Genomic DNA, 12114 nt, shown 5'->3' on the forward strand with positions numbered 1-12114 from the left:
AGCCTCGTGACGTGTGACTGTACATTGATCGGCTCGTCGGTCCATCCGCGGGAAAGAGGGAGTCTCGTCCGTGGATCGTGCCGGACGAACCGTGGGGGCTGCTGCCCGAACCGGGTCCGAAGCTGAAGCCGGGGCGGCCACGCGTGCCGGAGGCGAGCGTGAGGCGCCCCTGCCGTAGCAGCATGGCTGGGGCGGCCCGCACCGAGTGGTGCGGGCCGCCCCAGCCCCGTGCTGCCGACCGGTCAGACGTTGTACCGGCCGACCTCCAGGAAGTACCGCATCTCCTCCGGAGTGCCCTCGAAGGCCTTCAGCGCCGCCGCGCGCAGCGCGTCACCGCTCGCCGGGTCGGCGACGATCCGCATGATCGCCACGCGGTCGTCCTCGGCCTGGGCGAGCCGCAGGCCCGTCTGCAGGAAGTACGTGCGGTCCGCGGCGGTACCGTCGAGCGCCTTCTGCGCCTCGCGCTTCACCGCCTTGCCGGAGGTGGGATTGGCGAGGATCGTCGCGATCGCGACCAGGTTGTCCTCGTCCTGCGCGATCCAACGCCCGGTCTTCAGGAAGTACCGCAGGTCGTCGACGGTACCGTCGAGCGCCTTCTGCGCCTCGCGGTTGACGGCCCGGCCGGTGGCGGGGTCGGCGATGATGCGCAGGATCGCGACCCGCAGGTCGTCCTCCGACATCGTGTCGTACGGCGAGTCGGCATCGGTGGTCGCGACCACGGCGGTGCCGGACGACGAGGACGTACCGGTGGCCGCGAGGGCCGGAGCGGACAGCAGCAGGGCGGGCGCCAGCGCGCCGGTGGCCACCACGAGTGCCGCACGGGACAGCTTCATGAATCCCCCAGAGATCGAGTACCTGCCGGGCAGGCGCCCGGCCCCGGGAAGCGGTACGGGCAGTGAACCCCCTCTGCGCGAGCGCCGTTCCCCGGTGCGAATATCGTGACAGGAGAGGGCGCCCCGGTTCGTCGCAAGATCCCGCCAATCTCCATCCGGATCTTGCCACTGGCCTGGCGACCGCGCGGCCGCCCGGGCTTCGGACCCGGTTCGGGCGGCAACGGCTCGATAGGCCCCCACAGTTCGTCCGACACCATCCACGGACGAGACTCCCTCTTTCCCGCGGATGGACCAACGAGCCGATCAACGGGCAGTCACACGTCACGAGGCTTCTGTGAGGACCTATCGGGCGCTGCGGAACAGGCGGCGCGGAACAGGCGCCGCCGGTCAGGCGCGGGTCAGCCGGGGGGCGTCGAACTCGGCCCAGATCGACTTGCCGCGGGCGTGCGGTTCGGCGCCCCAGCGGTCGGCGATCCGCTCCACGATGAACAGCCCGTGGCCGCCGGGAAGCGCGGGCATGTGCGGGCGCCGCAGCGCGGGCAGCGTCGGGCTGCGGTCGCTGACCTCGACCCGCAGGCGCTCCTGGGTGACGTCCAGGACCAGTTCCAGCGGGCCGTCCCCGTGCAGCATGGCGTTCGCGACGAGCTCCGCGACCACCAGGACCACGTCGGCGGCGAACTCCGGTGCGGGCGCGTACCAGTCCGCGAGCGCCTCGGTGGCGCAGGCCCGGGCGCGGGCGACCGGCGTCGGCATCCCGACGAGCGTCAGCCGTCTGCGCTGGCCCGCGGGCGGCCGGGCCGGCCCGGCCGGCTGCGGATCGCCGTCCAGGGTGCCCCGACTCATCGTCATGTGAGGGTTCCCCTTCGGATCGACGGCGGTTCGCTTGCACGGGTTCCCCGTGCCTCCCGGATTATGCCTCGTTCCCCCGACACCGCCGACGGCCGGCGGGTCGGGAGGGACGACGTCCGGGTTCCGGGTCAGGACGCCAGCGCCGACTCGACGGAGCCGTGGACGGAGAACACCGTTCGCGCGCCGGTCAGTTCGAGGACGCGCATGACGGTTGGCGGCACCGCGGCCAGCCGCAGCCGCAGGCCCTCCCGCTCCGCTTCGGCACGGATCCGGAGCAGGAGGTTGAGGCCGGAGGAGTCGCAGAACGCCACTCCGGCCAGGTCGACGACGATCACCGGCGGACGTCGCGCGAGGAGACCGGTGAGCGCGGCGGCGACCGGCGCGAGCGACTCGATGTCGAGATCGCCCGCCAGCGTGCACACCACCGCCCCGCCGCCCACGGTGCGGGTCTCCACCGCCGCCTCCGGACGGGGCGGCGGGACCGCGAAGGCCAGGTCTCCGGCGTCGTTGTCGGAAGGCGTCATCGTCGTCCCCTCGTGTCGGATGCCCTCCGAGCCTATGCAGGTCGGGGCGGTCGGCCAAACAGACCGGGCGGTTCGCGCCGGCGCACCGGGGGTCCTCCCCCGGCGGGCGCCCGCTCAGTCGTCCTCCAGCCCCTCGCGCAGGCGCCGCAGGGTGCGCGAGAGCAGCCGGGAGACGTGCATCTGCGACACCCCCAGGCGCTCACCGATCTGCGACTGCGTCAGGTCCTCGCAGAAGCGCATCGACAGGATCAGCCGCTCGCGCTCCGGCAGGGCGGCGACCAGCGGCTTGAGCGCCACCAGGTCCTCGACCTTGGAGAGGTCCCGGTCCTCCTCCCCGAAACGCCTGCCCAGCGACCCCGGCCCCTCGTCGTCCTCCGCACCCCCGAGGTCCAGGGAACCCGCCGTGTGGCCGTTCGAGGCGGTCAGCCCCTCCACCACCTCCTCCTCGGACAGCTGCAGGTGGCCGGCCAGCTCGGCCACCGTCGGCGCCCGGTCCAGCTCCTGCGCCAACCGCTCCTGGGCCTTGGCCAGCACGATCCGCAGCTCCTGGAGGCGGCGCGGCACGTGGACCGCCCAGGTGGTGTCCCGGAAGTGCCGGCGGATCTCCCCCAGCACCGTCGGCAGCGCGAACGTGGTGAACTCCACACCGAGGTCGGGGTCGAAGCGGTCGATCGCCTTGATCAGGCCCACCGCCCCCACCTGCAGCAGGTCCTCCTGCGGCTCGCGGTGCGCGGTGAAGCGGCGGATCGCGAACCTCACCAGCGACAGGTTCATCTCCACCAGGGTGGACCGCACGTACGAGTACTCCCGGGTGCCCTCCTCCAGGGCGGCGAGCCGGCGCAGCAGCACCCGGCTCAACTCCCGGGCATCGGCCGGCGCCACCTCCCGCAGATCCCGCGCCTGCGCCAGCTCCGGCGGCAGCAGCTCACGCAGCTCCGCCGTGGAGGGCAGGGGCGCGGGGGTGGTGACGAGCGGTTCACGAGTGGTCACGGCCATCGGGGTCCCTTCGTCGTTTCGGTATGTCGCAACGCCCGCTACCCCGGTTCGGCCGATCGATGCGGCCACCGGGCGTGAAGATTCCGAAAAGGAGGTTCGTACACTTCGGGTACGCCGCGGATCGGCCCAGGCTAACGCGCCGGAGCGCCGGGTCCAACGCGGCGACCAGTCGTTTCGGCGCGGCCGGGAGCTGGGATAGCCTCCGGAGGGGATCCCACCCCCTTTGCGACCACGGACCCTCCGTGGTGCCCACGACCGGATGCGGGCCGGCGGCCCGGCGTTCTACGGAGGCGACGTTTCGATGGCTGGCCCGACCCTGCCCCCCGACTCGCAGCACCGCTCGCAGAACGGGCCGGGCACCGCGCTGGTGAACGAGGCGGAACTGCGGCAGCTGCTGGCCGGGTTGACGGCCGTCCGGGACGGCGACTTCAGCACCGAGCTGCCCGACGACGCGGAGGGGCTGCTGGGCGAGATAGCCACCGTGTTCAACGGGATGGTCGACCAGCTGTCGCACTTCACCTCGGAGGTGACCCGGGTGGCCCGCGAGGTCGGCACCGAGGGCCGCCTCGGCGGCCAGGCACAGGTGCCGGGCGTCTCGGGCACCTGGGCGGACCTCACCGACTCGGTCAACGCGATGGCCGGGAACCTCACCTGGCAGGTGCGCAACATCGCCCAGGTGACCACGGCGGTGGCGCGCGGCGACCTCACCCAGAAGATCGAGGTCGACGCCCAGGGCGAGATCCTGGAGCTCAAGGACACCGTCAACACGATGGTCGACCAGCTGTCCTCGTTCGCCGGAGAGGTGACCCGGGTGGCCCGCGAGGTCGGCACCGAGGGCCGGCTCGGCGGCCAGGCCAAGGTCGAGGGCGTCTCGGGGACGTGGCGCGACCTGACGGACTCGGTGAACTCCATGGCCGGCAACCTCACCGGGCAGGTCCGCGCGATCGCCCAGGTCGCCACCGCCGTCGCCGAGGGCGACCTCACCCAGAAGATCACCGTCACCGCCCGCGGCGAGATCCTGGAGCTCAAGACCACCATCAACACCATGGTCGACCAGCTGTCCTCGTTCGCCGACGAGGTGACCCGGGTGGCCCGCGAGGTCGGCACCGAGGGCCGGCTCGGCGGCCAGGCCCGGGTGGAGGGCGTCTCCGGCACCTGGAAGCGGCTCACCGCCAACGTCAACGAGCTGGCCGGCAACCTCACCCGGCAGGTCCGCGCCATCGCCGAGGTCACCGGCGCCGTCACCGCCGGGGACCTGACCCGCTCCATCACCGTGGACGCCTCCGGCGAGGTCGCCGACCTCAAGGACAACATCAACGCCATGGTGGAGTCCCTGCGCCAGACCACCCGCGCCAACGAGGAACAGGACTGGCTGAAGACCAATCTCGCCCGCTTCTCGGCCCTGATGCAGGGCCGGCGGGACCTCTCGGTCGTCGCCGAGTCCGTGATGGACGAACTCGCCCCGCTGGTGGGCGGGCAGTGCGGCGCCTTCTACCTCGCCGAGGAGGGCCCCGAGGGAACGGTGCTGCGGCTCGTCGGTTCCTACGCGTTCCCCGACGGCGAGCGCCCGACCAGCTTCCGCCTCGGCGAGTCCTTCGTCGGCCAGGCCGCCCGCAGCCGGCGCACCATCGCCGTCGACTCCCTGCCGCCGGACTACCTGGCCGCCTCCTCCGGCCTGGGACGCACCGAGTCGCTGTCGCTGATCGTGCTGCCGATCGTCGTCGAGGAACAGGTGCTCGGCGTCATCGAACTGGCCTCCGTCCGGCCGTTCACCCAGGTCCACCGGGACTTCCTGGAGCAGCTGCTGGAGACCATCGGCGTCAACGTCAACACCATCATCGCCAACGCCCGCACCGACGAGCTGCTCGGCGAGTCGCAGCGCCTCACCGCCGAACTCCAGGCCCGTTCCGAGGAGTTGCAGGCGCGCCAGGAGGAGCTCCAGGCCTCCAACGCCGAACTGGAGGAGAAGGCGGAGCTCCTGGCGACGCAGAACCACGACATCGAGGCCAAGAACCTGGAGATCGAACAGGCCCGCCAGGAGCTGGAGGAACGCGCCCACCAGCTGTCCCTCGCCTCCAAGTACAAGTCCGAGTTCCTGGCCAACATGAGCCACGAGCTGCGCACCCCGCTCAACAGCCTGCTCATCCTGGCCCAGTTGCTGGCCCAGAACCCCACCCGCAACCTGACCGCCAAGCAGGTCGAGTACGCCGGGATCATCCACTCCGCCGGCTCCGACCTGCTCCAGCTCATCAACGACATCCTCGACCTCTCCAAGGTCGAGGCCGGGAAGATGGACCTCAACGTCGAGGAGGTGCCGCTGCAGTCGCTGCTCGACTACGTGGAGGCCACCTTCCGCCCGATGACCGGGCAGAAGAACCTCGCCTTCGCGGTCCGCACGGCCAGCCGGGTGCCGTCCGAACTCCGCACGGACGACTACCGGTTGCGCCAGGTGTTGCGCAACCTGCTGTCCAACGCCGTGAAGTTCACCGAGCAGGGCCGGGTCGAGCTGCGGATCGAGCCCGCCGACGAGGACGCCGTCCCCGACGGGGTGCGCCGCGACGGGCCGGTGCTCGCCTTCCACGTCACCGACACCGGCATCGGCATCGCCCCGCAGCACCTGGAGACCGTCTTCGGAGCGTTCCAGCAGGCCGACGGGACCACCAGCCGCAAGTACGGCGGGACCGGGCTCGGGCTGTCGATCAGCCGTGAGATCGCCTTCCTGCTCGGCGGCGCCATCACCGTGGAGAGCACCCTCGGCCGGGGCAGCACCTTCACCCTCTACCTGCCCGCCGAGCCCGCCGGTCTCCCGGCCGGCGGCCCCGGCGCCGCGCTCCCGTCGTCCGAGCACCCGGCCGCGCTGCCCTCGCAGGACGCCGGACACCACCCGGACCACCCCGCCGCCGGCCGGCCGCGTCGCCTGCTCGTGGTGGAGGGCCGCCCGAACGGCCTGCTCTCCCTGGTCGCGGAGAACGCCGTCGCGGACCTCGCCCGCTACTCCGGCGCGCAGCGGCCGGTGGAGATCGTCGCCGCGGTCGGCGCGCAGGAGGCCGCCACGGCCCTGGCCACCGCGCCGTGCCACTGCGTAGTCCTGGAGCTGGGCCTGCCCGATGGAACCTCCACGACCCTGCTGAAGGAGATGGAGGGCGACCCGGCCCTGTACACCGTCCCGGTGCTGGCCCACGACAACCGTGGCGTCGTCCCGGAGCACGAGCAGGCCGTCCGCCGCGCGGGCGAACGGCCGCTGGAAGTCCTCTCCAGCCTCGACGAGCTGCGCGAGCGCATCGCCCTGCACATGAGCGCCGACCGGCCCGGGAGCGTCGTCCAGCTGGTCCGCGGAACGGACCGCGAGCCCTCCTGGAACCCCGGCGCCGACCCGGCGCTCTCCGGCCGCACGGCGCTGGTGGTCGACGACGACGACCGCAACCTCTACGCGATCACCAGCATCCTGGAGCTGCACGGCATGCACGTCCTCCAGGCCGAGAACGGGCGGGCCGCCCTGGAGGCGCTCGCCGTGCACCCGGGGATCGACGTGATCCTGATGGACGTGATGATGCCGGAGATGGACGGGTACTCCGCGACCGCGGCGATCCGCGCCATGCCGGAGCACGAGGGACTGCCGATCATCGCGGTGACCGCCAAGGCCATGGTCGGTGACCGGGAGAAGAGCCTCGCCTCGGGAGCCAGCGACTACATCACCAAGCCGGTCGACGCCGACGAGGTGATCAGCCGGATCAGGCGCCACCTCACCGCGTAGCACCGGCGCGCCCGCCCGCGTCACCCCACCAACCGTCACGAGCCGCCGCACCCCAGGAGTCCTGACCGTGCACCAGCCCCCGGAGCAGTCCGCCGCCGGCCGGCACCCGTCGACCGGACCGACCGCCGGCGCCGCCGGCGCCGGGCCCCCGGGCGTTCCCGCCACGCCGGGAGCGCCACCGGCCCGGGAGTCGGAGCGCGAGGCGACGGCGGTCGGCCGGCTCGCCGGCACGGTGGAGCGGCTGCGGCTGGAACTGGACCGCGCCGAGGCCCACGCGGCGGGCCGCGCGGTGGTCGAGATGGCCGTCGGCGTGCTCGTCGAACGGCTGCGGTGCGGCCCCACCGAGGCGGCGCGGCAGCTGGAGAGCCTCGCCGAGCGGTCCGGGACCTCGACCCTGGCCTTCGCCGCCGACCTCGTCAACCAGTCGGCGGCGGACGAGATATCCGCGCTCGCCCGCGGCTTCGTGGCCGGTGCCGCCGAGCCGTCGGCCGACACCCCGCCGGCGGAGCCGGTCTCCGTCCGCCTCCGCAGCACCGAGGCGGACGCGCTCGCCGGCGACGCTGCGGCGGCCGCGCGGTCCATGCTGGAGCACGCGCTGCGGCCGCTCGGCGCGGCCGCCGTCGCCATCTGGGCGGCCCACCCCGACCTCTCGCTCTCGCTGGCCGGCAGTGCCGGCTTCCCCGCGGAGGAGGCCCGCCGCTGGCGGCACGTGCCCCCGGGCGTCCCGACCCCGGCCCGCAGGGCGCTGGACGAGCGCTCGGCCGTCGGCTACCCGACGCTCGCCGACGCCTCGCTCCCGTCGATCGGCCAGCACGAGGTCCGAGGCGGCCGGCTGGCCGTTCCGGCGGGCACCGGCGGCCGGCTCATCGGGGTCCTGGAGGTCTGCTGGCACGACGCCCTGCCCGAGCAGTCCCAGTCGCTCCAGCGGCAGTTCGAGGCGCTCGCGCAGCTGGCGGCCGCGACCCTGGAGACCTGGGGCGGCCAGGAGCCGCCCGGCCCCGAGCCGGACGACCGGCAGTTCGGTGAACTGCGGCAGCTGGTCGACGGCCTGCTCGATCCGTGCCTGGTCCTGCGGCTGTCGCCCGACGACGACCACCTCCCCCGGTTCCTGATCCGGCACGTCAATCCCGCCTTCGTCGACTTCGCCGGCCGGCCCACCGGCGCCATCGTGGGCACCCGGCTGCTGGAGGCGTACCCGCTGGCCGCCGAGCCCGGCGGGCTGGCGGAGAAGGTCGAGCACGTCTTCGCCACCGGGGAGCCTTTCCGCACCCACGACATGCACCTCGCCGCCCTGGTCGACGGCGTGCCGCTGACCACCCGGGCCCAGGTGAGCATCAGCCGGCACGGCACCCACCTGGCGGTGGTGTGGCGCCTCGGCGACGGCACCCCGAGGGTCGCGCGGCTGCTGCAGCACGCCCAGCGGCTCGGCCGGATCGGCGGCTTCGAGGAGAACCTGGGGACGCGTCAGATCGCCTGGAACGAGACCCTGTTCGAGCTGCACGGGCTGCCGCCCGGCGCGTCGCCGATCCCCCTGGACCAGCTGGCCGAGCACGCCCACCCGGACGACCGGCACACCATCGGCCGGTTCCTGCGCACCCTGCTGCACCACCGGCGGCCGGCCTCCACCGCCTTCCGCCTCCTGCGGCCCGACGGGGTCACCCGCCACATCCGGGTCGTGGCGGAGCCGGTGCCCGCCCCGGACAGCAGCCCGCACATCGTCCGCGGCGCCTACCAGGACATCTCCGCCCAGCACTGGACGGAGGTCGCCCTGGCGGCGACCCGCGACCAGCTGGCCCAGAGCGAGCAGCAGGCGGCGGAGCGCAGCCGTCTCGCGCTCCAGCTCCAGCACGCCATCATGCCGCCCGCCCGCGGCCCGCTGGACCTGCACGACCTGCACGTGGCCGTGCGCTACCGTCCGGCGGAGAAGGACCACCTGGTGGGCGGCGACTGGTACGACGCGCTGACGCTGCCCTCGGGGGACGTCATGCTGTGCGTGGGCGACGTCTCCGGGCACGGCATCGAGGCCGCCACCGGCATGGTGGCCCTGCGCAACGCGCTGCGCGGACTGGCCGCCACCGGCGCGGGACCGGCCCAGCTGCTGAGCTGGCTCAACAGCGTCACCCACCACCTCACCGACAACGTCACCGCCACGGCGGTCTGCGGCCTGTACGAGCCCGGGAGCGGCAGGCTCCGCTGGGCCCGGGCCGGGCACCCGCCGCCGGTCCTGCTGCGCGGCGGGCGCGCGGGCGCCCTCCCGCAGCTGGGCGGCATCCTGCTCGGCGCGGTGGACCAGGCGGACTACGAGGAGGGGGAGTTCGTGCTGGAGGCGGGCGACACCCTGGTGATGTACACCGACGGGCTGATCGAGCGCCGCGACGAGTCCCTCCAGGCCTCGCTGACCAATCTGACGGGCCTCGTCGAGCAGGCGCACCGCGGCGCGGCCGCGGGCGTCGAGGGGCTCCAGGACCAGCTGGACCACCTGCTGCGGTACAGCAGCGCGGACACCGACGACGACACCTGCCTGGTCGGGGTGGCGGTCCGGTAGGCCCGCTCCGGGCGGGCCCACCGGACCGGACGGTCAGGAGGTGATCGGCGGGCGGTACACGGTCAGCGCCGCCGGGTTCTTGGACAGCCGCAGGGCGCCGCGGGCGGGGACGCTCTCGCCGTCGACGGCGATCCGGTCGGCGTCGCCGAGGAAGTCCAGGTCCAGGACGCGCAGCCGGGCGGTCCGGTAGACCCGGGAGCGGTGCATGGTGCCGGACAGGAAGGCGGCGGCGAGGCGGGTGCGGGCGAAGGGCCTGCCGGCGTCGACGACGCGGACGTCGAGCTTCCCGTCGGCCAGGGCGGCCCGGTGGGTGGGCGCGAAGCCCGCCGGTTCGTAGGCCCCGTTGCCGGCGAACAGCAGCCACAGTCGGTGCGGGCGCCCCCCGGCGTGCACGGTGACCGGTTCGGCGGTCGGCAGCAGCTTGGCGACGGCCACCGCGAGGGCCGGCCACTTGCCGATGCGCTTCTCCAACTTCTCCCGCTGGTGGACGAGTTCGGGGTAGATGCCGAGGCTGAAGGTGTTGACGAAGGTGCGCGACCCGGTGTGGTCGACGGCCAGTCCGAGGTCCACGCCGACCGCGGTGCCGGCCTCGACGGCCGTGGCGGTGTCCTGGTGGGTGGTGGTGCCGAGGTCGAGCGCGAAGTGGTTGAGGGTGCCGCCGGGGAAGACCGCCAGCGGCAGTTTGCGGTCGACGGCCAGGCCGGCGGCCAGGTTGACGCTGCCGTCGCCGCCGCACACCCCGAGCGCGCCGCCGTTGCGGGCCGCCCGGTCGGCGGCCTCGGTCAGCAGTTCGGCCAGGTCGTCCTCGGGCCCGCACACCCGGACGTCCGCCTCGGGCAGCAGGCCGCGCAGGGTGTCGGCCGTCTCCTCGGGGCCGGTGGCCGTCATGGAGCCGTTGCCGGAGCCGGAGTTGACCACCACGGACAGGCCCCGGCCGCGCGGCAGGGCCGGTGCCGGGAAGGCTGCGGGGGCGGCGGGCGGCGGCGCGTCGGACGAACGGGGCCACCAGCGCAGGGTGGTGGCGGCCGCCGCCGTTCCGAGGGCCGCGCCCGCGAGGACGTCGCCCGGGTAGTGCACCCCGGTGTAGACGCGGGAGAGCGCCACCGCCGCCGCGACCGGGGCGACGGCCGCGCCCAGCAGCGGGGACTCGATCGCCACGCCGGTGGCGAAGGCCGCCGCGGAGGCGGAGTGGCCGGACGGGAAGGAGGTGGTGACCGGCTGGCGCAGCAGCCGTCGCACCGACGGCACGCCGTCCAGCACCGGTCGGGGCCGGCGGGTGGCGTGTTTGGCCACGGTGTTGGCGGTGGCCGAGGCGATCGCGAGCGAGCCGAGTCCGCGCAGGGCCGCGCGCCGGCCGCGGCGTCCGCCGACCGCGCCGAGGACGGCGGCGGCGCCCGTCCAGAGCACTCCGTGGTCGGCGGCCCGGCTCAGCGCCCGCAGCCACGGACCGGTCCCGCGCAGCGGGGCGGCGGCGATGCGGTCGAACAGGGCCCGGTCGATGGCGTCGAGTCGTGAGGTCCCCAGTCGTGTCATCCGACGAGCCTAATGGGGTTCGGTGCCGCGGGGCGGGAAGGCGGCCCGCCGGTGTGTCACACGAACGGCGGCGTTCCGGACCCGCGGCGACGCGGGCAAGCGTGCCGCGGGCGGGGCGAGGCGGGGCGGGGGGCGGATCAGGCCCCGTCGGTGGAGGCGGCCAGCAGTCTGGTCACCGAGCCGTCGTCCCCGAGGACGTCGCGCAGGTGCCGGAAGCCGAGCCGGCGGCACATCGTCAGGCTCGGGGTGTTCTCGGCGCCGACCATGCCGTAGACCTCCTTGAGCCCCAGCTCGTCGCGGGCGTAGCGGATCAGTCCGCGCACCACCTCGCCGCCCAGGCCCCGGCCCCAGAACTCCGGGGCCAGCGCGGTGACCAGCTCGTGGCCGTCGACGTTCCCGGTGCGCTTGACCTCGGCGTGGCCGGCGTACGCCCCGTCCAACCAGATGCCCCAGACGTCGAAGAGGTTCTGCGGGTAGACGTCGGACAGGATCGCGCGGAACAGGGTGCGGATGTCCGGCTCGGGCACGAGGTCCTGGCCCATCCAGCGGCACACCTCCGCGTTGCGGAGCAGGGAGACGAAGGCGTCCTCGTCCTCGGGCCGGTAGGGGATGAACTCCAGGTGCTCGGTGCGCAGCGGAGGGGTCACGGTGCTCTCCTCAGGGGGTGGCGGCTCGGTGCTGCGGTGGTACGGGGGCGCGGTGCTGCGCGGGTGCGGTGCTGCGGCGGCGCGGTGGTTCGGCGGTGCGGCGGTGCGGCGGCCGGGACGGGCCGCCGGTCGGCGCGGGTGCGACCGGCGGCCCGTCCCGGCGGCGGTCAGGCCCCGGCCTTCTCCATGCGCTCGCGCAGGCTCTTCGGGCGCATGTCGGTCCACACCTCGTCGACGTAGGCGGTGCACTCGGCCTCGGTGCCCTCGGTGCCGACGGGCTGCCAGCCGGCCGGCACCTCCAGGTCGGCGGGCCAGAGGGAGTACTGCTCCTCGTCGTTGCGCAGCACCTGGTAGCGGGTGTTCTCGTCCATGTCGGTCTCCTTCGTCATCGCGGTGGGGTCTTATCGGTCGGTCGGTCGTGGCGGGTGGGGGT

General features: G+C 73.9%; 9 protein-coding genes. 2 read left to right on the plus strand and 7 right to left on the minus strand.

Translation table 11 applies throughout. The annotated features are described in order from the left end of the window. Positions 1–242: 242 nt before the first annotated feature. From ACIQI7_RS14355 to ACIQI7_RS14370, 4 genes are all read right to left on the minus strand, one after another. Positions 243–833 (minus strand): ALF repeat-containing protein, encoded by a 591-nt coding sequence (locus ACIQI7_RS14355; RefSeq protein ID WP_401109032.1) that lies wholly within the window; start codon positions 831–833, stop codon positions 243–245. 387 nt (positions 834–1220) lie between these two features. Further along, positions 1221–1682, minus strand: coding sequence for an ATP-binding protein (locus tag ACIQI7_RS14360; RefSeq protein ID WP_401109035.1), 462 nt, complete (start codon positions 1680–1682; stop codon positions 1221–1223). Positions 1683–1810: 128 nt separating this feature from the next. Next, entirely contained in the window at positions 1811–2206 is a 396-nt protein-coding gene (locus ACIQI7_RS14365) for an STAS domain-containing protein (protein ID WP_401109037.1), read from the minus strand. A 114-nt stretch (positions 2207–2320) separates the two neighbouring features. Then, entirely contained in the window at positions 2321–3202 is an 882-nt protein-coding gene (locus tag ACIQI7_RS14370; RefSeq protein WP_401109039.1) for a SigB/SigF/SigG family RNA polymerase sigma factor, read from the minus strand. Between the two features lie 301 nt (positions 3203–3503). Between ACIQI7_RS14370 and ACIQI7_RS14375 the strand changes: the two genes are divergently transcribed. Further along, on the plus strand, positions 3504–6956 hold the full coding sequence (locus ACIQI7_RS14375) for a HAMP domain-containing protein (protein ID WP_401109042.1): 3453 nt from the start codon (positions 3504–3506) through the stop codon (positions 6954–6956). A 61-nt stretch (positions 6957–7017) separates the two neighbouring features. Continuing rightward, positions 7018–9501: a SpoIIE family protein phosphatase gene (locus tag ACIQI7_RS14380; RefSeq protein ID WP_401109728.1), complete on the plus strand. Its 2484-nt coding sequence runs from the start codon at positions 7018–7020 to the stop codon at positions 9499–9501. Positions 9502–9534: 33 nt separating this feature from the next. Here the strand turns inward: ACIQI7_RS14380 and ACIQI7_RS14385 are convergent, their stop codons facing one another. The 3 genes from ACIQI7_RS14385 to ACIQI7_RS14395 all read right to left on the minus strand — a co-directional run bounded on the left by ACIQI7_RS14385 (position 9535) and on the right by ACIQI7_RS14395 (position 12052). After that, complete coding sequence (locus ACIQI7_RS14385; RefSeq protein ID WP_401109045.1) at positions 9535–11034, minus strand: bifunctional phosphatase PAP2/diacylglycerol kinase family protein; 1500 nt, start codon at positions 11032–11034, stop codon at positions 9535–9537. Between the two features lie 137 nt (positions 11035–11171). Further along, positions 11172–11681, minus strand: a complete 510-nt coding sequence (locus ACIQI7_RS14390; protein WP_401109052.1) for a GNAT family N-acetyltransferase — start codon at positions 11679–11681, stop codon at positions 11172–11174. Positions 11682–11848: 167 nt separating this feature from the next. Next, positions 11849–12052: an MbtH family protein gene (locus ACIQI7_RS14395; protein ID WP_387758795.1), complete on the minus strand. Its 204-nt coding sequence runs from the start codon at positions 12050–12052 to the stop codon at positions 11849–11851. Positions 12053–12114 lie beyond the last annotated feature (62 nt).

Origin of the sequence: Kitasatospora sp. NPDC092039 (assembly GCF_044756065.1) — a bacterium.
GTDB lineage: Bacteria > Actinomycetota > Actinomycetes > Streptomycetales > Streptomycetaceae > Kitasatospora.